Annotated in this window: 20 protein-coding genes; 9 read left to right on the plus strand and 11 right to left on the minus strand. The window is 41.6% G+C overall.

Annotated features, from left to right (window positions below):
• Positions 1 to 202 precede the first annotated feature (202 nt).
• The 4 genes from M23134_RS11255 to M23134_RS11270 all read right to left on the minus strand — a co-directional run bounded on the left by M23134_RS11255 (position 203) and on the right by M23134_RS11270 (position 4,930).
• On the minus strand, positions 203 to 772 hold the full coding sequence (locus M23134_RS11255; RefSeq protein ID WP_157558439.1) for a gliding motility lipoprotein GldH: 570 nt from the start codon (positions 770 to 772) through the stop codon (positions 203 to 205).
• Positions 696 to 1,880, minus strand: a complete 1,185-nt coding sequence (locus M23134_RS11260) for a PSP1 domain-containing protein (protein WP_045113390.1) — start codon at positions 1,878 to 1,880, stop codon at positions 696 to 698. Before M23134_RS11260 ends, M23134_RS11255 begins: the two co-directional genes overlap by 77 nt.
• 655 nt (positions 1,881 to 2,535) lie before the next feature.
• A complete protein-coding gene (locus M23134_RS11265; protein WP_157558440.1) occupies positions 2,536 to 3,588 on the minus strand; it encodes an aldose epimerase family protein in 1,053 nt (350 codons plus the stop codon).
• A gap of 199 nt (positions 3,589 to 3,787) precedes the next feature.
• Positions 3,788 to 4,930, minus strand: coding sequence for an AAA family ATPase (locus M23134_RS11270; RefSeq protein WP_002696075.1), 1,143 nt, complete (start codon positions 4,928 to 4,930; stop codon positions 3,788 to 3,790).
• A gap of 1,577 nt (positions 4,931 to 6,507) precedes the next feature.
• On the opposite strand from M23134_RS11270, the gene M23134_RS11275 reads away from it, so the two are divergent.
• Both M23134_RS11275 and M23134_RS11280 read left to right on the plus strand, forming a co-directional pair.
• Complete coding sequence (locus M23134_RS11275; protein ID WP_045113392.1) at positions 6,508 to 7,071, plus strand: DinB family protein; 564 nt, start codon at positions 6,508 to 6,510, stop codon at positions 7,069 to 7,071.
• Between the two features lie 232 nt (positions 7,072 to 7,303).
• The gene (locus M23134_RS11280; protein ID WP_002696077.1) at positions 7,304 to 9,394 is read left to right on the plus strand and encodes a SpoIIE family protein phosphatase; all 2,091 of its coding nucleotides are present in this window, start codon (positions 7,304 to 7,306) and stop codon (positions 9,392 to 9,394) included.
• Between the two features lie 442 nt (positions 9,395 to 9,836).
• Here the strand turns inward: M23134_RS11280 and M23134_RS11285 are convergent, their stop codons facing one another.
• Positions 9,837 to 10,940 carry a mannose-1-phosphate guanylyltransferase gene (locus tag M23134_RS11285; RefSeq protein WP_232296802.1) on the minus strand — a complete coding sequence of 368 codons (1,104 nt, stop codon included), beginning with the start codon at positions 10,938 to 10,940 and terminating at the stop codon, positions 9,837 to 9,839.
• Between the two features lie 261 nt (positions 10,941 to 11,201).
• Between M23134_RS11285 and recQ the strand changes: the two genes are divergently transcribed.
• The 3 genes from recQ (at position 11,202) to purD (ending at position 15,157) form a co-directional block, all read left to right on the plus strand.
• The gene (gene recQ, locus M23134_RS11290; protein ID WP_002696080.1) at positions 11,202 to 13,388 is read left to right on the plus strand and encodes a DNA helicase RecQ; all 2,187 of its coding nucleotides are present in this window, start codon (positions 11,202 to 11,204) and stop codon (positions 13,386 to 13,388) included.
• 183 nt (positions 13,389 to 13,571) lie between these two features.
• On the plus strand, positions 13,572 to 13,841 hold the full coding sequence (locus M23134_RS11295) for a hypothetical protein (protein WP_002696082.1): 270 nt from the start codon (positions 13,572 to 13,574) through the stop codon (positions 13,839 to 13,841).
• 29 nt (positions 13,842 to 13,870) lie between these two features.
• Positions 13,871 to 15,157 (plus strand): phosphoribosylamine--glycine ligase, encoded by a 1,287-nt coding sequence (gene purD / locus M23134_RS11300; protein WP_002696084.1) that lies wholly within the window; start codon positions 13,871 to 13,873, stop codon positions 15,155 to 15,157.
• 58 nt (positions 15,158 to 15,215) lie between these two features.
• On the opposite strand, the gene M23134_RS11305 is transcribed toward purD, so the two are convergent.
• The 6 genes from M23134_RS11305 to M23134_RS11330 all read right to left on the minus strand — a co-directional run bounded on the left by M23134_RS11305 (position 15,216) and on the right by M23134_RS11330 (position 19,366).
• Positions 15,216 to 15,956 carry a hypothetical protein gene (locus M23134_RS11305; RefSeq protein WP_002696086.1) on the minus strand — a complete coding sequence of 247 codons (741 nt, stop codon included), beginning with the start codon at positions 15,954 to 15,956 and terminating at the stop codon, positions 15,216 to 15,218.
• 47 nt (positions 15,957 to 16,003) lie between these two features.
• Positions 16,004 to 17,491, minus strand: coding sequence for a coiled-coil domain-containing protein (locus M23134_RS11310; RefSeq protein ID WP_157558441.1), 1,488 nt, complete (start codon positions 17,489 to 17,491; stop codon positions 16,004 to 16,006).
• A 621-nt stretch (positions 17,492 to 18,112) separates the two neighbouring features.
• Positions 18,113 to 18,307, minus strand: a complete 195-nt coding sequence (locus tag M23134_RS11315) for a hypothetical protein (protein WP_002696091.1) — start codon at positions 18,305 to 18,307, stop codon at positions 18,113 to 18,115.
• Positions 18,308 to 18,442: 135 nt separating this feature from the next.
• Positions 18,443 to 18,667, minus strand: a complete 225-nt coding sequence (locus M23134_RS11320) for a hypothetical protein (protein ID WP_157558442.1) — start codon at positions 18,665 to 18,667, stop codon at positions 18,443 to 18,445.
• A gap of 201 nt (positions 18,668 to 18,868) precedes the next feature.
• Positions 18,869 to 19,075: a hypothetical protein gene (locus M23134_RS11325; RefSeq protein ID WP_157558443.1), complete on the minus strand. Its 207-nt coding sequence runs from the start codon at positions 19,073 to 19,075 to the stop codon at positions 18,869 to 18,871.
• Between the two features lie 105 nt (positions 19,076 to 19,180).
• The gene (locus M23134_RS11330) at positions 19,181 to 19,366 is read right to left on the minus strand and encodes a hypothetical protein (protein WP_002696093.1); all 186 of its coding nucleotides are present in this window, start codon (positions 19,364 to 19,366) and stop codon (positions 19,181 to 19,183) included.
• A 123-nt stretch (positions 19,367 to 19,489) separates the two neighbouring features.
• On the opposite strand from M23134_RS11330, the gene M23134_RS11335 reads away from it, so the two are divergent.
• The 4 genes from M23134_RS11335 to M23134_RS11355 all read left to right on the plus strand — a co-directional run bounded on the left by M23134_RS11335 (position 19,490) and on the right by M23134_RS11355 (position 24,612).
• Positions 19,490 to 21,025: a tetratricopeptide repeat protein gene (locus M23134_RS11335; RefSeq protein WP_002696094.1), complete on the plus strand. Its 1,536-nt coding sequence runs from the start codon at positions 19,490 to 19,492 to the stop codon at positions 21,023 to 21,025.
• A 179-nt stretch (positions 21,026 to 21,204) separates the two neighbouring features.
• Positions 21,205 to 21,975, plus strand: a complete 771-nt coding sequence (locus M23134_RS11340; RefSeq protein WP_082226549.1) for a hypothetical protein — start codon at positions 21,205 to 21,207, stop codon at positions 21,973 to 21,975.
• 998 nt (positions 21,976 to 22,973) lie between these two features.
• Positions 22,974 to 23,255 carry a hypothetical protein gene (locus M23134_RS11350; protein WP_002696100.1) on the plus strand — a complete coding sequence of 94 codons (282 nt, stop codon included), beginning with the start codon at positions 22,974 to 22,976 and terminating at the stop codon, positions 23,253 to 23,255.
• Between the two features lie 346 nt (positions 23,256 to 23,601).
• Positions 23,602 to 24,612 (plus strand): hypothetical protein, encoded by a 1,011-nt coding sequence (locus M23134_RS11355; protein ID WP_002696103.1) that lies wholly within the window; start codon positions 23,602 to 23,604, stop codon positions 24,610 to 24,612.
• Positions 24,613 to 24,615: the final 3 nt, after the last annotated feature.

A 24,615-nucleotide genomic window follows, 5' to 3' on the forward strand; every position in this document is an offset into this window, starting at 1 on the left:
AAATAAACACTTTACAAACTTGATAGCTCCCTATGGAATAGGGAATAGCACCGATATTCATCGGTATCTAAGGACTTGCGACTTGTCACTTAAAGCTTGCCCCCTGTTAGTTGCCTGTAGAACAGGGTGTAACTTGAAGCACCGATATGCATCGGCATCTAAGAACTTGTCGCTTAAAGTTTACCCCTGTTGGAGCTTCTAATTATTTTAGTGGGGGCACCTTCTCTATGCGTAAACCCATAGATACCACCTCTGGCAGTGGGTCGCGGCGCATATAATGCTTTATTTTGAAAGTATACTTTCCTCTTTTCAAAAATTTAACATTTGATAAAGCTAAAAGTTGGTGCGAAAAAATATCACCCAAACCATCGCCATAAGGTTTGCCCGTTTTGGGGTGCATCAAATCTATATTTTGCAGATCAGAGGCAATCCTGCGATCGAGACTATCTACCAGGTAATAAGTAACATACATATTGTAAAAAGGGTATGATACTGTGTTACGAATATTGTAGTAAAACTTATACCTGCTTAAGGTATCTGTAATCTCGAAGGTAAATTTAAGCACACTGTCTTTATACCATTTACTTTGAACAATGTCTACATTCTGTTCAAATATTCGGCTACTGTCACAAGCATTTAGCCCAATAATGCATAAGAGCAAACCACACAAAAAACCCCAACGTTGTTTGGTCAGGTTATTTGTTTTTTCTGTGTTTTCGGTTTCGCCTACTATGAGGTTTGTTCTTACTTGGTTTCTTGTTATTCTTTCCATTCAATCTTTTTACACTTTCAGTGGGCAAACTTAAATCAACTTTAAACTCAGGTTCAATAACTTTTTCAACTTCTACCAATTCAAGGTCTTCACCTACTGGTTTTAGGTCTTCAGGTACTATGCCTTGTTTGTTGAGTTCTATCAGGTTGTTTACCTGTGGTACAGTAAGTGGATGCCAAACGGTTTCACCCTGAAACCCAAACCACATAATGCGCTTAAAAATATCAGTTTTCTGTAACTGCGCCAAACCTTTTTTTGTTTTTAGTGGCTCATCGAGATGAGGTATGTCTTCAAGGGCTTCCATGTAGGTTTCCAGCTCATAGTTGAGGCAGCATTTCAGCCGTCCGCATTGCCCCGATAGTTTGCTGGGATTCAGCGATAAGTTTTGGTAACGTGCCGCAGAGGTAGATACACTCTTAAAATCACTTAGCCAAGTAGAACAACACAATTCTCGCCCACAAGAACCAATACCTCCCAGGCGACCTGCTTCTTGCCGCAAACTGATTTGCTTCATTTCTACCCTTATTTTAAACTCCGACGCCAATACCTTGATCAGCTCACGAAAATCAACCCGTTCATCGGCAGAGTAGTAAAAAGTAGCTTTACTGTTATCTGCCTGAAACTCCACGTCAGACAACTTCATCTTAAGTCCCATATCGTGAATAATTTCACGGGTACGATACATCGTAGGCAAGTTGCGGGCTTGTGTTTGTTCAAACTTATCAAGGTCACGTTCAGTAGCAAGGCGTGTAATTGCCAATACTTCTTCATTATCTACTACCTTCTTTTTCATCATTTGTATGCGTACCAGTTCGCCCTGCAGCGACACAAAGCCCAAGTGGTGACCGTTTTGTACTTCAACCACTACTGCATCGCCTGTAATAAGGTCGAGACGCTCTACATTTCTGAAAAAATCTTTTTTACCGTTTTTAAAACGAACTTCTACCACATCATATCTTTCAACTGAAGGAATATCCATATTCCCTAACCAGTCGAACACATTCATTTTATTGCAGCCACCTGTACCACAAGAGCCGTTACTTTTGCAACCAGCCACTCCTGATGTAGTGCCGCAACCTCCGCCAGAGGCACATGCCTTGCATCCCATTTATATATAGTTTTTTAGTCCTTAATTAATAAAGCGATTATACTTGTCGTGCTATGACTTTGTTTAACAATTGCTTGTCAATTTTGGGTAATCGCTCATTTCTAACGAAATATTGAACAATTTAGCAAGATTTACTATGAATTAAAAGTTTGACTGTTGTTGGCAAGATATATTATCAAACTCAAGGCATTTATAAAGTAAACCCAAAAGGCTCAAATGATTAGTAATGGTCGCATATAGTTTTAAAATTGTTTAACCTTATCTGAAGCCTGAAATACTTGATAAAACAACAGTAGTATTTATAGTTTTTTAGTAAGACCTTCTTAGGAATTGTTCAAAAATAAATTTACACTCTGAGAGGTGATTTTTCGCCTTGATACTTCGTTATTTTTAGCCTTTGGCAGAGCTCGGCACAGCGTAGCTGTAGCCATCGGTTTTTGCCCGTAGCACTGCTATGGGCGCAAAAAATAGCCTCGTCTCAAAACAAAACCTCTACCTCAAGAATAGCAATTTAATTTCTCACCATTCCTTAGGTGTACTCATACATGTTTTTTGCTCAAGTATGGTTACCTAAAGCAAGTAAATACCACACCATTGGTCACCTATGGCTACACTCCAATTTTATAAAAGGCATTTATTTCCTTGAAAATTTATTTTATTCATCTTCTACCGAAAACTTATACAAAGTAGTAGAGACAAATTTTTGATCGGGCAGTAGCGTGGTAGGTGGAAACTGCGGTTTGTTGGGAGAGTCAGGAAAATGCTGAGTTTCTAAACAAACTGCCTGGTGAGGGGCAAAACCCAAAGCGGGATCTAAAAAATTGCCAGTGTATACCTGTATGCCTGGCTCAGAGGTAAACACCTCAAGCACTCTTTTGCTTTCAGGGTCGGTCAGGGTGGCGGCTAGTTTTACTTCGGGGGCGTTGATGTCTTTCAGCACAAAGCAGTGGTCTAAGCCCTTGGTTTTTTCTATTTCGGGGTGTTTTTGATCAAATATAGACTGTATACTTTGTGGAGTTCTTAAGTCAAAACTTGTATTGTCTACTGGCTTTAGTTCTCCTGTAGGTATCGATTCATCATTGGCGGGCAGGTAGCGGTCTGCCTTTATTGCCAGTTGGTGGTTTTTAATGTCGGCACGGTGGGCAAGATTGAGGTTAAAGTACGAGTGGTTGGTAAAGTTTACTACCGTAGGTTGGTCAGTGCTTGCTTCGTACTGAATGCCCAAACTTCCGTCTAAGGTCAGGTAATACGTTACTTTTACTTCAAGGTTTCCAGGGTATCCTTCTTCTCCATTGGGGCTGGTATACGACATTTGCAAGATTGCTTTATCTTCGCTAATGCCCGTTCTTACCTTCCATACCTTACGGTCAAATCCCTCGGTACCCCCATGGATGTGATGCTTGCCCTTGTTTTGGGCTAGATTATATGCCTTGCCTTCTAATTGGAACTTGCCCTGGGCTATGCGATTGGCATAGCGCCCAACAGTTGCTCCAATTTTGGGGTGTTTGCCCAAGTAACCATCCAGGCTTTTAAAGCCCAGCACTACATTTTCCGCTTTTCCGTTTTTACCAGGTACTTTAATGGCTGTAATAATCCCCCCATAGTTAGTGATTTCCACTTCCATGTTATAACCGTTCAATAGGGTATATAGCTCTACTGGGCGACCATCAGCCGTATTGCCAAAAGGCTGTTCTATAATTTGTAACATACAGGTTTTGATTTTGGTAATGAGTGTACTTGCCTTTGTCAAGGAGATACCTTGTGGCAAAAGTGTTAAAGATAGACGGACAACCGCAAGTTTGCAACTATGCGATCAGATTAAGTGTTGAAGTTAACCTAAAACGACAAGTACTTTTTGGTACTTGTCGTTTTAGGTTTTTTGAACTTGTTTTACAAATTCTATGTAACTAAAAGCCTATTTTTTGTTCGTCGCGCACAAAGTCAGAAAGGTCATCGTTGAGCGGTTGATTAAAAATCTGAGCCAAAGTCATAGGTTCAGCAAAAGTCTTCTTTAACTTATTCATTTCGGCAATCTTATTGGCATTTTCAATCGGAAGTTTGTCAAACTTATGAATGCCCAACAAACGACCCTCACGTAATAAAGCTTTGTCAAGGTTTTTAATGTTGGTGTTGAAAGTACATATAATTTTTAGGTTCAACACATCTGACAACAAGCCATCCGAAATATTCAATAAGTTAGCAATAGAAGCCTTGTCTACCGCGTTTCCTTCTCTGGTTTGCACCGAATCTTCTGATTCTTCAAGAATCAACACCGAATTTTTGTAATCAGATATAAAAGGAATAAGCTGAGGGCTGGTGAGTTCCCGCAATAAAGCGATGGGGTAAAAAATGAAGTTTACTTCTGCTTTACAACGACTAATCAGGTATCGTATATAGTTAGTTTTGCCACTACCAGTTGCCCCATGAAAAATCAACAAACCTGAACGGTCTTGCGCCGATACATTTTTTACAAACTGTTGATGTTTTTGAGTAAATCCATTCCCATAGTATAACTCAAGATCAGGTACACGTGGCTTTTTGATCTGATAACGGTTCATTTTTAGCCCTTTGCTGTTCGAGTTTACAATATTGATATAACGAATGTTATCATCTTCTACCTCTGTGATACAGCTTTCAGCAAGTTTCATTATTTTCATGAAACCTTCTACACTTACCGACTCAGTGGCAATCATATAGCTTAATCTAAATACTACTTTGTCAAGTTCCTTGAGTTTGTCCTGATCAATTTTGATGATAATTTTTTCGTCTTGCACAAACAGATACCAATAGACAGAAAAAAGTCCTTCTTTTTTGTTAAACTTTGTTTCGTTTTTGTACAAGCTTACTTTGCCAAAGCCATTGGCTTCTAACTCCTTCATAAAAGGGTACAAGGCTACTTGTTGGTTATCTTCAAAATATTCGTTTGCCTGAAATTCCACCACTTTTTGTTGAAACTTATTAATCAGGTAATAAGTCTCTTCAAAATAGCTGCCATCAAAGACATTGTATTTACCAAAAGGGAGAACTTCAGATTGATTCACTTGTGCCATAAAAATTACGAGACGAAAGGGTTATGTAGTTAAAATATTTGGGAATACCTTGCTAATAATTGCTCATTTCTGCGAAAGCATTCTATTAAGAAAAGTTGTTGGGTTACGCCGTTTATCATCACTAACTTATATTATCCACAACTTTGGTGTTCTTTTACTGACTGTCTTTAATAAATATCATTCATTAAGACATTTATGATAGCAAAAAGCAAGACTACAAAGATACAAGATTTATTAGGAATAGGTAAATGATTGTAAAAAATAGGAAACAAATACACATTGTTGTCGCAAGTTATAGAACTCGTCTCACCTTTTTGAATGTTTGTGAAAATCATGGCTTTTGTTAAGTGGCTAGAAGTTTTTTCCTGGCAGACTAGTGCACTGGGGATTAAATAAATGCGCTATTTATTCGAGGGTATTTTGTTTGCTGACGCACTTCAAAAAGTGCGCAGAGTTAGTTTACAATTCCGATGTATATCGGAACCGGAGCTACGCAAACTTTTTGAAGTAAAGTCAGCGAGCTAAAGACTCCGAATAACCGAGCCTATTTCTAAATCCCGATTCATTTCATCGGGGCAGCTCTGCTGTGGCGAGCTCTGCGAAGCTAATGTAGTAGGAATTTAGTTTCCAGTGCACTAGGGTTTAGCAAGAATAAGCATAGTCAATACTCCGCAGTACTTTTGGTGAAAGTTGGTTGCTGGTAATCAGTCATTGATGAATTTAAAAACTATTTAACTGAGCTTTCGCAGATTAAAAATTTGTTCTTTTGTATACTTTAGCAGTATATCAAAATTGGTTTAATCATTTAAGAATTGGTTTTTTGTAAGCCGTTCCTTTTGCTCCAGGTCAAAAGGAACCAAACCGAAGCCCCTTTGGGGCGAGCTCTGCCTACGGCTAAACCCCGCAGCTGTATTTTGTGATTGCTAAAATTTGTTTCATTACGCCGAAACAGCTCAAACTCGCCTGCGGCTCAAACAGTGATCTGTTTTTACGGCTTCATTCCTCAAACCGATAGCTACAGCTTCGCTGTGCTGAGCTCACCGAAGGTAATTTCTTAACGCCCACAAAATAAGGCTGAATCCAGCTGACGCACTCATAAAACAACGCTGTGTTTTTTCTGAATTAACCAAAAATATCCACTGCGAAAGATCAGTATTTAACTGGTTGGTGTAGGCTAAAACTGAAACCCTTTTAAAAATAAAGTGAGTAAGCAATCTTAATATAAAATACTGATTAACTTCGTTGAGCTCACAAGTTCGGTTTACAGTATTTAACAAGGTAAACATTTACTCGAATCAGCTATGGACTACCGACTAAATACTATGGACTATTGCATAGTAGCACTATGGTGATAAGGCAAGTTTATATTTTTAGCTGAAAAACCTTGAAGTCAATGGACAAAGTGAACGATTTGCCAATCACTATTTAAAAGTCGGGATGAGTTCATATTATAATGAAATAAGTATAAAGTAGCTTTAAATTCAACAAAAGCAAGACAATGTTTCTCAATCTCGTAATTTTCGTTATTTTTAAGTAACGAACATATTCTACACCTGATCAACAAACAATAGGTACTCATGGAATCCGAGCTAATTATTTACCAACGAGAAGAAATTATTGACCATCTTCAGAAAAAATTTCACGCTGTCCATTCTTTTGTCTACCCCCTCAGTGATGAATTTATTCGGCTTAAGCCCTCCGCTGAGCAGTGGTCAGTTGCCGAAAACTTACAGCATTTGATACTATCAAGCACACCGGTGGCCACCTCGCTTGCGGTTCCATCTATGGTGTTATGGGTATTTGGTTTGCCAAAGCCGCGTCAAAGCCGTAGCTATATACAACTGGTAAGCGACTACCAACAGGCCCTTGCTCATGGGTTTGAAGCCCCAAAAGAGTATGTACCTTATGTAGGCAAAGACAGGTCAGGGCTGCTTTCTACTTTGAAGCGTATGGAAGAGAAGTTGGTTCGTAGGCTTAACAAATGGTGGAAAGAAGAGGAACTCGACAAGTATATGGTACCTCACCCGTCGCTAGGCAAAATAACAATGCGTGAGCTACTGTTTTTTACCATTTACCACACCGAACACCACCTAAAAATAATAGAAAAACGAGCTGAGGAAGTGAGCCACAAAATAGTTTGACCTATTTTCTTAGATAAATACCTGAGTTTTGCCTGAGATATTACATAGCAATGAGTGCCCTACTTTGCCTAATCAGGGTAAATCACGTTTAATACTCAACTAATCAAGATAATAATGGGAAACTGTATTATTTTTGATAAATTTAGGAAACTATAAATGTTTGCGGATTTTTGGCAAGAATTTCGCAAACTTTGTGAAAGGGACAACCAAAATGATTTGCTAAAGCATTGCGATGAAAGACAAGTGGACGTTTACATACCGTTTTTATACACTATTATCAGGGATTTTTGCCTTTATCATCCTACAAAACACCTCTCTTAAGGCTCAATCACCTGTAATAAACTCAGTATCTGTACTTAGCTATACCAAAGTATTGGCAGATACCGCCGTAAGAGGAAGAGTAGTCACTAAAAATAAACTACCCGTAGATGGGGTAAAAGTACTGGTAGCAAATAGCCAAATTCCGCCTGCCACAACCGATGTTGGAGGATACTTTACGCTTGATTTACCCCGAAACTTTACTTTTGACGAAAGCAACAATATTGTTGTTTTTGGTGCTAAACTCAAAGGGGTAGGATATGTAGTCTCTAAAAGCAATAATTTTGTGCTGATTACAGTGAATCGTGAAGACGCTGAACGCCTCAACAATGTAGTTGTATTTGATAAAAGTAAAAAGCCCATCCCAAAAGTCAATATATTGATCAATGGTTTTAGTTATATCGCCAATAACAGCGGAAAAATCGTGCTTAAGGGTACAATTAATAAAACCGCTAAAATAGCCATTCGTGAGTACCGCATTATCGGAAAAGTTTTTGTGCAAAAAGATGCTTCTATGCATTTGTATGTAGCCAAAAAGGAAGCTGATAAAAAAGAAGTAACCCCCGAAAAAACAAAAGAGAAAAAAGATACTGCCAAAGTAGAAGAGAAGGACTCGCTGAATACCAACCAAGACAAGGGCAATGCTACGATTACCCGCAATTATGCAGATGCAGATTTCTCGGCGCTTGAAAAGGCAAAAATTATATTCAATCATAAATCTGAAAGCATTCAACGACAAATTAGTGCCATTAGAACACGCCTGTCGAGTGACGCCAACCTGGGTAGTGCCGACCGCCTAAGGCTACAGCGAGAGTTGGAAAGGCTGGAAAAAGCACTGAAGAAAAATACTGCAGACTATCTTAAGTTTCAGGCAGATGTGCGCAAGCGTATCTTACGTATGAAAGAGCTCTTGTCAGACACGCAGGCAGAGCTTGCCAAAGCCAAGCTCGAAAAACAAAAGCTTGAGCTTGAAAAAGAAGTAACCAAACAAAAGGTATTTATCCGTACCCTTATTGTTATATCTATAGCATTGCTGGCAATTCTTACGGCTATTTTTATGTATTTTATTAGCCGTCGTCGTAAGAAACAAAAAGAGCAAATGTCCGAAAAAGTGACCGAAATTAACCAGCAAAAAGAAGAAATTACAGCCCAGCGCGACATGATCGAAGAGCAAGCGGTAGAACTTGAAAAACGCAACGAAAAAATTACAGACAGTATTCGTTATGCCCAAACTATTCAAGATTCTATATTGCCTACCCCTGAGATGATTCACGAGGTATTTGCCGACTCTTTTATTTTTTACCGCCCCAAAGACATTGTTTCAGGCGATTTTTATTGGTTTACTCAAAAAGGCGACAATGTGATTATTTCTGCCATTGATTGTACCGGACATGGGGTGCCGGGTGGTTTTATGACCATGATGGGCAACAGTTTGCTCAATCAAATCATCAATGTAGACAACGTACTAGACCCTGCCGAAATTCTCAATCAATTAGACGCCAAGGTAAAAGAAACCCTGCAAACTCATTTAAGAGACGAAGATGATGAGCGGGGAGGTGATGGAATGGATATGGTATTGCTTAAGCTGAACTTCAAAGAGCGCAAAGCCGTATTTGCAGGCGCCAAAAACCCATTGTACTATATGCACGAAGGGCAAGACGACCTGCTTTATATAAGAGGCACCAGTATGTCTATTGGTAGTTTGTTTGCCAAAAAAGACCGTAAATACAAATCGCACGAGTTTGACCTGCAAGGCGACGAAACTTTTTATCTCATTAGTGATGGTTACCAGGATCAACTGGGGGGAGCCTCTAAACACCCCGATGGCAAACGAAAGAAGTTTATGCGACAACGCTTTATGGATATTCTCAAAGCTGGTAACAAACTACCTATGGCAGAGCAAGAGGCCATACTTGACCGGGAATTTAGAGATTGGAAAGAAATTGGCGACCAAACCGATGATGTCACAGTGATAGGTATCAAACTCAAGTCTGACTTGATTTAAGAACTTATAAATAATAAAGCCTCTCTGAAACGTTTCAGAGAGGCTTTATTATTATAAATAAAACAGTGGGGTATAAGTTTAAGTGGATAGTTTGTATACTCTAAAAAAATCAAATTAACTCGCCTTCGTATTTTGTAAGCGAGGCACCGCGAAGCCATACAACCATCTCCTAATTGCAAGAAACTGAATACTGAGTAACATCAATTACTAAGGAACATGTTCAAAATAAGTGTCGAGATTGAGGGCGTATACTCGAGGCTGGCTGAGGCACTTTTTGCAGTCGTAGCCATAGCTACGGCGAAAACCGATGGCTGCAGCCCTGCTGCGCCGAGCTCTGCCAAAGGCTAAAAGTAACGAAAGTCAGTAAAGAGGATATGTTCTAAACCGGACAGTTATTGTTGAGGGCTATGCCCGAAATCCCGTTTACGGGGCGATCACGTTCCTAAATAAATTCTGCACCTTTATTTTTGGCATCCGCCACAAAATCTTTGACTTTTTGCTCATCTTCTTTGCGGCAAATCAACAATACATTGTCATACTCAGCAACAATACAGTCTTGTAAGCCTTGCAAAACAACGAGTTTTTCGTGGGGTGTCTTTACCATACAGTTGTAACTGTTGTAGGTAATGGTATTGCCTAAAATTACATTGCGGTTTTCATCTTTGGGCAATTCATTATAGAGCGACTTCCAGGTGCCCAGGTCAGACCATTTAAAGCCCGCTAAAATCACGTATACATTCTCTGCCTTCTCCATGACCCCGTAGTCAATAGAAATACTCTTACAAAGCGAGTATGCCCGTCTAATGGCTTCGTCTTCCTGGGGGGTGTAAAAGCTTTTTTGAGCCTCAAAAAATATGTCGTGCAAGTCAGGAATATACTGTTTCACTGCCTTGATGATAGTTCGGGCGTTCCAGGCAAAAATGCCCGCGTTCCAAACAAACTCTCCACTGTCAACAAACTGTTGAGCCATTTCAATGACCGGTTTTTCGGTAAAAGTTTTTACCCTGCTCAGTTCATCTTTTTCTTCTTCAAACTGAATATACCCATAACCTGTGTCGGGGCGGGTAGGTTGAATCCCTAAGGTGACCAAAATATCTTTTTCGGCGGTGGCTGCCAATGCTTTAAGCATCGATTGTTCAAATGCTTCTACCTCAGTAATGATATGGTCAGCGGGTGATACAATGATATTAGCTGCTGGATTTTTAATAGCAATTTTATGTGAAGCATAAGCTATACAAGGAGCAGTATTGCGTTTGACAGGTTCAAGTAATATTTGATCATCGCTCAAAAACGGCAACTGTTCTTTGACCAGGTTCTTATATATCTTATTAGTTACGACAAATATATTCTCTGGTAAGCATATATTTTCAAAACGTTTGACAGTAGACTGGAGCAAAGTACCACCTTTTTCCAGAATATCATGAAACTGTTTCGGGAAAGAGGTTCGGCTAAATGGCCATAAACGAGAGCCCACCCCTCCTGCCATAATAATCACAAAGTTGTTTGCTCGGTCTTTTTTCGTTTCAGACATCTGATTTTGATTCATTACTCAAAATTTTTATATTAGATTAGAAATATAAAGCAATCACTACAAAGAGTGCAAATTTACTACACAAGAGATTTTTATTATCTTTTTTTACTTATATTTCTAAATAACTTTTAGTACCTTCGATATACGTTTTGCTAAAAATATAAGCACGTATTAATCATTGCAAATTCTCTAATAAGGGGATTTGATTTTTTTTATTTATGGTGTATTTATGCTTATTAAATACACACAAAGTTTATCTTCACTTCATCAATGAATATGGAGACAGTTAGTAAACTAGATTTAAAAGAGAAGTTAAAAGAGGTATTCGGGTATGGGCAGTTTCGTGGTGCCCAGCAAGAAATCATCAAAAGTATTTTAGGTGAGAAGAATACCTTCGTTATCATGCCAACAGGTGCTGGTAAATCCCTCTGTTATCAATTACCTGCCATTGTTTCGCCAGGTTCGGCCATTGTCATCTCCCCACTTATTGCTCTGATGAAAAATCAGGTTGATCAGCTCAATGCTTTGGGTATCAATGCACAGTTTCTCAACTCTACCCTCACTAAGGGAGAAATTACCCGTGTAAAAAAAGATGTGCTGAATGGTGAAGTCAAGCTACTGTATGTAGCTCCTGAGTCTCTTACCAAAGAAAGCAATGTAGATTTTCTGAAAAAAGCACAAATTTCTTTTGTTGCTATAGATGAAGCTCACTGTATATCAGAATGGGGACACGACTTTCGCCCTGAATATCGTAAAATTCGTCAAATTATCGACAACTTAGGCAACTTGCCCATCATAGCCTTGACTGCTACGGCAACTCCTAAAGTACAACAAGATATTCAGCGTAACCTCCAGATGGAGGATGCCTCGGTTTTCAAGTCATCGTTTAACCGCCCCAACCTTTACTATGAGGTTCGCCCGAAGATTCACGTTAAAAAACAACTCATCAAATACCTTAAAAATAAAAAAGGGGAATCGGGCATTATTTATTGCCTGAGTCGCAAAAAGGTAGAAGAAATATATGAGTTTTTGAAAGTAAACGATATTAAGGCGCTTCCTTACCATGCAGGGCTTGATTCAAGCGTGAGAATGCGTAACCAGGATGCTTTTTTGAACGAAGATGCCGATATTATTGTGGCTACTATAGCCTTTGGAATGGGCATAGACAAGCCTGACGTACGTTGTGTGATTCATTATGATGCGCCCAAGTCGCTTGAAGGCTACTATCAGGAAACCGGACGCGCCGGACGCGACGGGTTGAATGCAGACTGTATCATGTTTTACAGTCCCAACGATATCCAAAAGCTTGAAAAGTTTAACAAAGACAAGCCTGTAACCGAACGCGACAACGCGCGTCACTTGTTGCAGGAAATGATGGACTACGCCACTTCAGGGGTTTGCCGCCGCCGTCAGTTGCTTCATTATTTTGGCGAAAAAATGGATAAAGATGGTGGGTTTAACGACAACACCGATCAGCCTACGCCAAAGTTTGATGCCACTGAACATGTAAGTTGGGTGCTCAAAGCAGTAGCGCAAACTGGTGCCCGCTTTCATATCAGTCACATATCAGACATACTCATGGGTAAAGAAACTGATTATGTGAAGAGCTACGACCACAACAAGCTGGATGTGTTTGCCAAAGGAAGCCATAAAGATGCGGCCTACTGGCGCTCTGTTATTCGCCAAATTTTGTTATACAACTTTCTGGAGAAAGACATTGATAACTTTGGCGTAGTAAAAGTAGCACAAAAAGGACACGATTTTCTTGCCAGCCCTTATAAGGTGATGCTGTCTGAAGACCATGACTACAGCAAAGTAACCACCGAAGAAGAAGACGATAGAGAAATGGGCAATACAGTCAATACCAAGGCTTATGACCCGGTGTTGTTTGAAATGCTCAAAAACCTGCGTCGAAAGGTGGCCAAAGAAAAAGGGTTTCCTCCTTATGTGATTTTTCAGGATCCCTCGCTCGAAGAAATTGCCACCACTTACCCCACCACCAAAGAGGAACTTGCTCAGATCAACGGAGTAGGACGTGGTAAGGTAGAAAAGTTTGGCAGACAATTTATTGAGCTAATTATCAAGTATGTCAAAGAAAATGAGATAGAAACTGCCTCAGATGTGGTAGTGAAATCGGCGGTTAATAAATCAAAAATCAAGATTTACATTATCCAGCAAATTGACCGAAAGGTAGATCTGGAAGAAATAGCTGAGGCTAAAAATGTAAAACTGGCCGATATTATCAGCGAAATAGAGCATATTTGTTATTCGGGTACCCGTCTTAATCTCGATTATTACATTGATCAGATTTTGGAGGAAGATCGCCAAGACGATATTTATGACTATTTTATGGAGGCCGAAACCGATCACATAGGCACCGCCTTGTCAGAGCTTGACGAAGAGTACAGCGAAGACGAGTTGCGTTTGATGCGAGTGAAGTTTTTGTCAGAAGTGGCCAACTAAATATTTTTTAGCCCCACTACAAATAAAATACATACAAATATTTACCTGCTTACTAAAAGCAGTTAAAAGTAATAGTTATACCAACATTTTGATAAATTTGTGCTGCATTTAGTTAGTACATCATCAAAGGTAGGGCTATTACTTTTTTTGGCTTCAGGACAAGGGCATCACAGTTAAAACCTAATGCCTGATAAAATAGTACTCTACCCTACTATTTTTCGCTCTGATTTGTGTCTTCACAACCGGGTTTACAAATTCTTAGAATTGGTGCTCAGCGAAGCTAAATCAATCTACCCACAAGTCCTTAGATACCGATGTATATCGGTGCCCAAAAAACGACTTATTTTAGGGTTTCGATCGCCCCCGTATGGCGGGATTTATCAATTGGTGAAGACACACAACCGAGGCGAAAATGATGTTTTTTTAAAAAAGCTGGGTAGAGTAGTAAAATAGCCTGCCCTATACTAAAAATAGACACTTTTATGAATATTTTGATTCTTGGTTCGGGAGGAAGAGAGCACGCGTTTGCCTGGAAAATAGCGCAAAGCAAGCGGTATGATAAACTGTTTGTGGCACCGGGCAACGCCGGAACAGCCCAGGTGGCTACCAATGTAAATATTGCCGTAGATGATTTTGAGACAATTGGCAAATATGCGTTGGAACAACACATCGACTTGATTTTGGTAGGGCCAGAGGCTCCTTTGGTCAAAGGAATCAAAAATTACTTTGCCGACTCGCCCAAGTTGCTACACGTAAAGGTAATAGGGCCTGACAAGCGGGGGGCAATGTTGGAAGGGAGCAAAGACTTCTCGAAAAACTTTATGGCAAAGTATGGCATTCCTACCGCACAGTCTCAAACCTTTACTAAAGATACCCTCAACGAAGGCTTGGCTTATTTAGAAACACAAAGTTTGCCCATTGTACTTAAGGCAGATGGTTTGGCGGCAGGCAAAGGGGTGATTATAAGCGAAACCCTGGCACACGCCCAGGCTACGCTCAAAGAAATGCTCATGGAAGCAAAGTTTGGCGATGCCAGCTCTAAGGTAGTCATTGAACAGTTTTTGAAAGGCATAGAAATGTCTGCCTTTATTCTAAGCGATGGCGAAAGTTATTGTGTATTGCCCGAAGCCAAAGACTATAAGCGCATTGGTGAGCAAGATACCGGGCTAAACACGGGTGGAATGGGGGCAGTGTCGCCGGTACCCTTTGCCAAAGGTGATTTTATGCAAAAGGTAGAAGAAAAAGTAATACAACCTACTGTAGAGGGGCTCAAAGCAGAGGGCATCAGTTACACTGGGTTTATATTTTTTGGTTTGATGAATGTAGACGGCGAGCCTTATGTAATAGAGTACAATGCGCGTATGGGCGACCCTGAAACCGAGGTAGTAATGCCCCGCATCAGCTCCGATTTTGTGCAAATGCTACAGGCAACTGCCGAACAAAAGCTCAAAGACTTTGTCATCGAAACCGACCCACGTACCGCCGCTACGGTGATGTTGGTGTCGGGTGGCTACCCTGAAAGTTATGAAAAGGGTAAAAAAATGGCTGGGTTTGACGAAGTGGGCGAGGTCATCTTGTTTCATGCGGGCACCAAAACCAACGAACAGGATGAGGTGTTGACCAACGGGGGGCGGGTAATTTCGCTTACTGGGTTGGGCGATGACATTCCGCAGGCTTTGACCAAATGCAAGGCTGCCGCCGAAAAAATTGACTTTGAAGGTAAATACTACCGCAAAGACATTGGCTTAGACTTGATGAGTGAAGCTTAATATACTTATAGATTCACCCTTTGACAAATTGCCAAAGGGTATTTTTTTTATTATCAAATTACAAAGCTTCAAACAACATACCCAATAAATCTGGTACAAACCAAACTACCAGAGCAACACAGGCAGCAATGATGGCACGTCGCAAAAAGCGGCGTCCTTCGGCTACGGCGGCGTGTCCTGTCAATGCTTTCCCTGAACTGGTCTGAATCTCTTTTATGATTAAGCCATCGTAGGCAAGGAATATAAAGTATAAAAGAGGTATATTCACCAGAAGGCCTAATGCAATGTCTACATACATCATCATTATGTTAAAGGAATTTCTAGCTATTTTTTCATCCGAGGTTTCAAAGTTAGTTTCTACTATGCCATTTCTTACTTTCTGGTATAGGGTTTCTCCAGAAATATCCACCTCAAGGTCAAAGGAAAAAGCAATGCGAACTTTCTTGTTGCCAGACCATTGTGCTGAAAGGTTTACATTAGAAACGCTCCCCACAGTGCTTGACCTACTCTGGTAATTGTGTAGATAGATTACCTTCCAGTTGCCCGACTCGCTCCGAAAACAAAAGGCTTTATTGCCTGGGTAGCAGTTAATGTTAAACCTATTGTCGCTGAGGTAAATTAACCTTACATCTTTAGTAGTGATGGTTTTGCCATTTACTTCGGCTTTAAAGTATCCATTGGTGGTGTTGTTAGGTGTTACAAGCATTGCAACACTCCAAAACTCGACGAGAATTATGATAACCCAACGTGTGGTAGATATACGCAGTGGAAATATTTCTTGAAATTTGTGTTTGATCATTGTTTTGTAGTATGATGAGTAATTGTTCGGAATATAAGAAATAAATCTTAGCTTTTCAGCAAATAAGCCGTTTGTCGCCAAATGTCCAATGTTTGGAGGCGTTGTTCATAAGCTTGCCAAAACTCTTCGTGGTTGTTACTATGTTCATAACTTTGCCAAAGTTGGAGTATGCTGTCTTCAGTGTTTTTATCAAATGCATATTTCAATTGTAGTGCTTCTACTTCTTGCGTCAGCGCCTCTATATCCTGTTGTGTGGTCGCTTGTTTTGACTTCATCTGGGCTTGGTGTTGCCTTTTTTGGCTGAATTGCTCCAGCTCTTCAGGATAGTGTTGCTGAAGAAAAGCTGTTAGTTTTTGTGTATTGTGTGTATTACTATTGGGGTGGTGTTGCGCATACTTAGCCCAAAGCCCCTTGAGATGCTCATTGACCGCGTTTTGTGCCTCTTCATGCTTTTGCTTAAACAAAGTGTAGGCTTGTTGTTTTTGGCTCAATTGCTCCTTTTTTGCTTCGTATTGTTGTTGCTGATAGGCTGGGCTTTGTTGTATGCGTCGCCTTTTAGCCTGTTCGCTCATTTTGTGTAGTTTTAGCTGGGCACCTTGTAGGCGTGTCACCAGAGTTTGGTGGGCGGTTGCCAATGATTCATATTCAGCAGTAGGGGGAGAGTTGGGAGGCAACAACTCGTCTAATTTTTCGGAATTTTGTTGAATCTGATCTATCAATAGCGTGAGCTTTTGCAAAGTGTGTTTGAGCTTAGCATAAGGGCTTCGGGTGGATTGGTTTGTCAACCGATGCACCGTTTCTAATACCTTAGTGGCTCGTGGGTTTATTTGCAAGTATTCAACCTCTGCTTTATTGATGCCTTCTTGAAGTTGTTTTTGGTCATAAGCTTTAATAAACGCCCCCATTTCTTGTCGGCTGGTTTGCACTAACTTTCCTTGCGTGTCCATTGCTTGCCTCAATTGCGCGCACCTTGCTTGCTGGGTCTTAAGTGGGGCAAGCATATCCTTAACCCGTGCCAACTCGTGAGTAAATTCGTCGTGTAACAAGGCTAATTGTTGAGACGCGTGGTAAAGTTCAGTGCGGTAGCGTTTCAGTTTTTGCGGCGGGTAATGATAAGGCAGGTTCCAAACAATCGTTTTTAGTTGTTCAATGCTTTGCAAAGTGTCTGCTACACGTTGGTGTATGTTTGATTGTATCGTTTCGCATTGTTTGATTGTTTCAGCTTCTTGTTGTTGTACCTTTTTGGAAACTCTCTGAGCGGAGGTTGTTTCAGGTGAGCTGGGATTGACCAGGTCAAATAATTTTCTGACCATGCCAATGACCAAAGGAATCACTAAGCCTCCTCCCCCTGCCACAATTGCCAAGTCTCTTGAAGTCATTTGATCCAAAACAATCAAAAGCACTACAAACAAGGGGGCAACTACCCACGAAAACACTATAGCCACCCCCTTATCGGTCAAGTGTCCGTCGGTGGTTGTCCATAATAGGGTACTTATAAACAGTAAAAGAAAGATTAAATAGGATATGTGAGGCATTGGTTTGATCAAACAGCTTTATTGCTTATACGTGTAACAGGTAAGAAGGTATAAGTGTGTGACAAATTTAAGTTTGAGTGTTTGGTTTTTTTTCAAAAACCTGTGGAGAAATAGAGGAGGGGATAGTTTACTGTTGCATTTGTTGTGGGCTGCAAGCGTATTGGTGCAAAACACCCCATTTATCAGGCGTTAGCCCATTCGTAATTGCACCATTCATAATTTACTCCTGTTTTTTTTCATTCTTTTGTATGTTATTTAAAGTGTATAATCATGGGCTTGAGAATTACGAATTGGGCAAAGCCATTCATACTTTAGTCCGGAGTTGGTAGTCGGTAGACCATAGTTTTTAGCCTCGCTTTGCAAATATTAGGAATTACGAATTTGAGAATTACGAATTAGCTAAAGCAGAGCTTGACCTAAAGGTCTGCGGTTACGAATTGGGCGAAGCCATTTATACTTTAGTCCAGAGTTGGTAGTCGGTAGACCATAGTTTTTAGCCTCGCTTGGCGCCCATTCGTAATTCGTAATTAGCTAAAGCAGAGCTCCCTGCGGTCGGTTCGTAATTGATTCACTCGTAATTAAACTATTCGTAATTAAACCATTCGTAATTAAAAAGCCCCTTCAAGCCTTCCACCGCTTTACGTCCGTCATCATCATGCCCATAGCAGCGGGTGGTGGTGGAGGGGTTTCTCCACCATCATCCGAACCACAGCAATTTCCCCCCTTTATTTGCTGCATTTGTTGGGGGCTACAAGCGTATTGGTGCAAAACACCCCATTTATCAGGCGTTAGCCCATTCGTAATTGCACCATTCATAATTTACTCCTGTTTTTTTTCATTCTTTTGTATGTTATTTAAAGTGTGTAATCATGGGCTTGAGAATTACGAATTACGAATTGGGCAAAGCCATTCGTAATTCGTAATTAAGCCATTCGTAATTAAAAAGCCCCTTCAAGCCTTCCACCACTTTACGTCCGTCATCATCATCGCCATAGCCTGCGGCGGCGGGGGTGGGGTTTCCCCTCCATCGTCTTCCTCACAGCAATTCCCCCCCTTTATTTGCTGCATTTGTTGGGGGCTGCAAGCGTATTGGTGCAAAACACCCCATTTATCAGGCGTTAGCCCATTCGTAATTGCACCATTCGTCATTCGTAATTTACTCCTGTTTTTTTTCATTCTTTTGTATACTATTTTAAGTGTTGTACATTAGGTATATTTGCAAAAATACTGCCTTTGGTACAAACAAAATTTTAGTCGGTAGTCCATAGTCAGTAGCCGATAGTGGTTACACTTCGCGTGCTTGCCTCTTCTTAAAGCTCACCCCAAAAAAAAGAGGGCTCACCAAGCCCCCGTTCATTCAATACTTTCTAACCCCCCTTAAGCTTGCCACAATTTTGTGGGCATCATCAGACCCATAGCAGCGGGCGGCGGGGGTGGGGTTTCTCCACCTTCTCCTTCATCGCAACAGTTTCCCCCCTTTATTTGCTGCATTTGTTGGGGTGTACAAGCGTATTGGTGCAAAACACCCCATTTATCAGGCGTTAGCCCATTCGTCATTCGTAATTTACTCCTGTTTTTTTTCATTCTTTTGTATACTATTTAAAGTGTATAATCATGGGCTTGAGAATTACGAATTGGGCAAAGCCATTCGTAATTCGTAATTGACCCATTCGTAATTAAGAAGCCCCTTCAAGCCTTCCACCGCTTTACGTCCGTCATCATCATCGCCATAGCCTGCGGCGGTGGAGGGGGGGTTACTCCTCCATCGTCTTCCTCACAGCAATTCCCCCCCTTTATTTGCTGCATTTGTTGGGGGCTGCAAGCATCTTTGTAAAAATCCCGCAACATTTTGTGTTGTTTTCTGTTTTTTTTCATTCTTTTGTATACTATTTTAAGTGTTGTACATTAGGTATATTTTGCAAAAATACTGCCTTTGGTGCAAACAAACGAAACATCTAAAATATATTCACCCAAACCACTTATTATTTAACTATAGTTATGTTATCCATTACCCTACGCCTATCCCTTGCCGGGCTTGCCCTATGTGTTGCCTTTGGCTGGGCTTGTGCTCAAACCACCAACCACCCCCAACCCAAAAGCCGGTACGATCGCCTCTACGCTCAAGCCTACCGGGCGGGTAGTGCTCAGCCCGACTCGGCGATATACTACGCCCGCCAAGCCGCCAGCGCCACCCAAAAGCCCCAGGAACAAGCCAATGCCCATAACTTGTTGGCTTTTTATGGACTTAACCAAGGTTATTATGGGCTTGCCATCCAGCATTACCAACAAGCCTACGACTTATACAAGCAACCGATACAAAAAGCAACGATGCTTAAAAATATGGCTTTTTGCCACAAAAATACGGGTAATTATCAGGCAACTATCCCGATAGTCCGTCAAGCAATACAAATCTTTACTAAACTTAAAGAAGTTGATTACCATATAGAAGCCTTAAATCTACTTGCCAATTGTCACAATGCAGAAACTAATTTTGGCAATGCCCAATGTATTTATATGCAAGCTGTAGAGTTGGCAAAAAGACACAGTAAGCCTCAAAAGTTGGCAAGCATTTATACTGATTTTGCTAATTTTAAAGAAAACCAGCACAAATACGATTCGGCGGTGTACTACCAACGCCTTGCCCTGCAAGCCCCCCAGCTTCACCCTAGCAAAGAGAGTATTCGTTGGGTAAAACTTGCCTGGTATTATTTGCAGAGCAAAAACCTACCCGCTGCCGAGCAAAGCCTACGGCAAGCCCAAAGCCTGGAGCACACCAGCCCCAAGGCGTGGGCATACTATTGGGGGGTGCAAGGTTTGGTGCATTATATAAAACTACAAAAAAGCCAAGCCAAGCAAGCCTACCATAGGTTCGACTCGTTGCTGCAAGTACTGGGGGGCAATACTGCGCAGCCCATTCAACAAAAGTTTGCCCACAAAACCGCCTACGACATGTACCACAGCGGCTATAGCCTCATAGGGCGAATATGGCCCCGTGAGCACGAAAAAGCCTACTTTGCCCAGGTGCGGCAGTGGTATGCCCAACGCAAACGCACCGAGCATAGGCTACTCCAAAAAACCAAAGTAAATGTAACCCTGCGCGACTCGCTGGTAATAGCCCGCACCGCGCCCAGAGTAAACGTAGTGCGGCAAATCACCCCTTGGTGGTGGTTGGTAATGGTGGCGGCTATAGCTATAGCGGGGCTGTGGCTATACCAGGCACGCACCCAAAAACTACGCGCCGAAACCCGGCAAGTGCAAGCCCAGGCCAATTTTGTAGAGACCATCAAAACTAGCCCCATTAAGGGAATGGGCGACCTAAGCAAGGCAGAGGTAGACATGCTTGCCAAAATAGAGCACCACCAAAAAGACAAACTCACCGCTGACGAGGTCAGAATGTTTGTAATGGTGGGGCGGGGTGGCTATACCTACAAAGCCATTTCGTTGCGCACAAACTTTACAGAGGGCAACATAAAAACCAAAGTAAGGCGCGCCAAAAAAGCTTGTGGAGTAAGCAACCTCAAAGACCTGATGTAGAAAAAAACAAACCCCTTGCCCCGGGGTTTGCGTTGGTAACAGGGGTAAGGGAGTTTGCAATCAATAGTCTCCCAAGTTTTGGTGAATGGTTTTGATCAAAGACCAGGCGCATTTTAAGGGCATAGCAGCGCTATGGCCGCAACATGCAACGAAGTATTTGGACAAAAAAATCGCTAGAAATGGGTAGCTTATTTTTTGGATGCTCCCTCAAGTTTTGTTTTACCTTTTATCAACCCAAACTCAGTCATTATGTCACAAGAAAACTACGAGCTAAAGCTCGACACCCTCCAAACGATTGCCAATGCCGAACTTGCCCCCCCAACCGCCCTGTAGACACGGCACTGCAAGAAGCCGAAAACCTGTTTGTATGGGCTCAAGCCGACCAAGCCGCCCTGGAAGGCATAGGCTTTGATTGGGCCACCTGGGGCGCCGACCTACCCCTGCGCACCGGGGCGCTGCGCTATGCCCAATCGCTGTGGGTGAGCGAACGCAACACCAAAGAAGAAGCCCAGATAAATTGGAAAAATGTAGCCCCCGATGCCTACGAGCTACGCGACGACTTGCTTGCCAGCTTTAGGTATGCTTTTCGCAAACGCGACGACCTGCTCAACCGGGTGCGCGAAATAAGCGAGGGCAGCGGCAACGCCGACATGATACAAGACCTAAGCGACCTGAGCGCCCTGGGCAAGGCCAACCTAGCCGAGCTAAACAAGATAAAGTTTGACCCTGCCCGCCTCGACTTTGCCGCTGCCCAAGCCGACCAACTAGCCGACATGCTGGCGCTTGCCAATGGTGCCAGCCACGACACCAACCAAGCCAAACTACTACGCGATGCTGCCTTTGCCCACCTCAAAGAGGCAGTAGACGAGCTACGCACGGCGGGCAAGTATGCTTTTCGTAAACAAAAAGACCGCTACCAGGGCTACACCAGCCAATACCATAAAAAATAAACCAGGGCTTGTATGCCAACTGAGTGCGCCAAAAGCGGGGGTGACTATACAATGGTTGTTCCCGCTTTTTTTGGGGCTTGGCAAACCAGTCAAAAACAAATAATATACTGTAGGGGTAAGAGATACAATACAGGGGAGAAATATTATTTTGTTTTTGGTGTTCATGCACTACAGGGGCACTGCCATTTACTACATGGATGCTGCGATTTAGTACAGGGGCACTGCCACTTACTACAGGGATGCTACGATTTACTATAGGGGCACTGCCATTTACTACAGGGATGCTGCGATTTAGTACAGGGGCACTGCCACTTACTACAGGGATGCTACGATTTACTACAGGGACACTGCCACTTACTACAGGGATGCTACGATTTACTACAGCGAACAAGTTTGCCCCTATAGCGCATACACCCACCTGTATACATTGCCTGCTGTGGGGAGAGATATATTGCAATTTATCGTTTTTATCCTGTTAATTTTAGCGCAGCACTCAAAAATATCCGCCCTTCTCAACTGCAAAACCACCCTAACGCAAGTACTTATAAATCTGACACTTAGCCCCAGTTTGAAACTTTTTGAAACCTACCTTGCAAAGAGTTTCAAAGGGTAAATTAAAAGTAAACACCCCACTTTAGCCCTTGTTTTACGTTTTTTGCCCCCCTACTTTTGTTGCATCATAGTTTCTGATTTTGGGCGCTGAAAACCGCAGTGTGTACAATCTCAGATTCGGTTTTTCTTTAAAAACCAGAGAGGGTGCAACGTGCCCTCTTTCCCTTGAAGTATACAGCACCCGTAGTGTGGTGTTGTTGCATTAGGTATGGCTTAAGGGGTAGCCACTGGCTGCCCTTTAGCTTTTTAGTCGGGAGTTTTTTAGTCGGGAGTTGGTAGTTGGTAGTCAGTAGTTAAAAAAAGGCTAAAAGCTAAATCAAAGCTCAAATAAAGGCTAAAAGCTAATGGCTAAATCAAAGAACAAAAAAAACTAAAAACCCAAACAAATGAAAAGAATCTTAAACCAACTCAAAAAACGCCTGTTGCCAGGCAAGTTGTCAAAAGCAAGTAAAAAACAAAACAAAAAAGACAAGGTAGAGTTGCCCCCGGTGCTGTTGCCCATAGATGAGGTAGCCCAAATGCGTGAAATCAAACTTGCCCATTTGCGCGCCACCTGTGACGAAGTAATAGCCAAACTGCGCAACGGCGAAAAGCTTACCCCTTACGACCAGGCGCGTACTCAAATAGCCATTCAAGAACTGATTAATAGTCGTTTTAATTACGAGTGAGCCAATTACGAATAGTTTAATTACGAATTACGAATGGGCGCCAAGCGAGGCTAAAAACTATGGTCTACCGACTACCAACTCCGGACTAAAGTATGAATGGCTTTGCCCAATTCGTAATTCCTAATATTTGCAAAGTTAGGCTAAAAACTATGGTCTACCGACTACCAACTCCGGACTAAAGTATAAATGGCTTCGCCCAATTCGTAACCGCAGACCTTTAGGTCAAGCTCTGCTTTAGCTAATTCGTAATTCTCAAACTCGTAATTGATTCACTCGTAATTCCCTCATTCGTAATTTTTTAAAAAAACAGTAACTTTATATTCGATATATCACAAACAGCAAGTAAATGCACAAAAAAATACAAACAGAGGGCAACCAAGCCCAGGATCAAACGCAGGCACAGCAACCTGTACAGAAAAAACCAAAAGCTACCAATAAAAAAACGGTGCAAAACCACCGAAGTAAATATGCGCCCCATAAGGTAAAACACCTACCCATAAGCAGAAGTGGGAGGCAACGGCAAGAGGTGGAAGAGTCTACGACTCCAAACAGCACAAAAAATGAAAATACTTATTTAGAAGAGCAGTCAGAAGAAAGTACTATCAAAAGCGATACAGCATATATAGATAGCTTAAAAGCACGTATAGATCAGCTAATTAGAAGAAATAATGAAAGAATAGAGAGAGACCAAAGAACAATAGCCAATTTGGAAGCAAGAGGAAGAGACGAAACTAGAGCTGCCAGAAGAGCACGTGCAAGAATTACAAGAAATGAAACACAAAATGTTGGTTTAAGTAAGGTCTTGGATGAAATCAAAGTACTGGAAAACTCTACTCAAACTTATAATATAACTACAGGAAACGATGCAGGAAATGAGGGTAATTCGGGGGCAGCTACGTTTAACTTTCAGACAGGTGCTGTGGATATCAAGTTAGGGAGTAATTTGAGTGGGAATGAGGCATTGGCTATTTTTGCCCACGAACTAAAGCATGCATACCAGTTTGAAATTGGAGAATTAAGTTTTGTTCAAGGTGATAGAGGGGGAGCCGCATCTTTACATGATTTAGTTGACGAATTGGCTGGTTATGAGCGCTCACGATTGCTGGAGTTGCCCACGAGAGCCTCTACAAACACGCTGGACGAAGTAAAAAACAGTAGATATAGTAACGGAGCTCCTGGACCTTATACTAATTTGCCAATGGAAAGTCAAAGTACGCAAACATCCTTTGCCTTGCGTAAGTTTTCGACAGCTGATTATGTGCTTACTGACGATGACAAAGCTTTTTTACAAGCGTATGTAAACACCATTAAAGAAGCCATTAGAATTAAAGGAGTTACTTACCAACCTAACAATTGAAAT

Source organism: Microscilla marina ATCC 23134 (genome assembly GCF_000169175.1).
Lineage (GTDB): Bacteria > Bacteroidota > Bacteroidia > Cytophagales > Microscillaceae > Microscilla > Microscilla marina.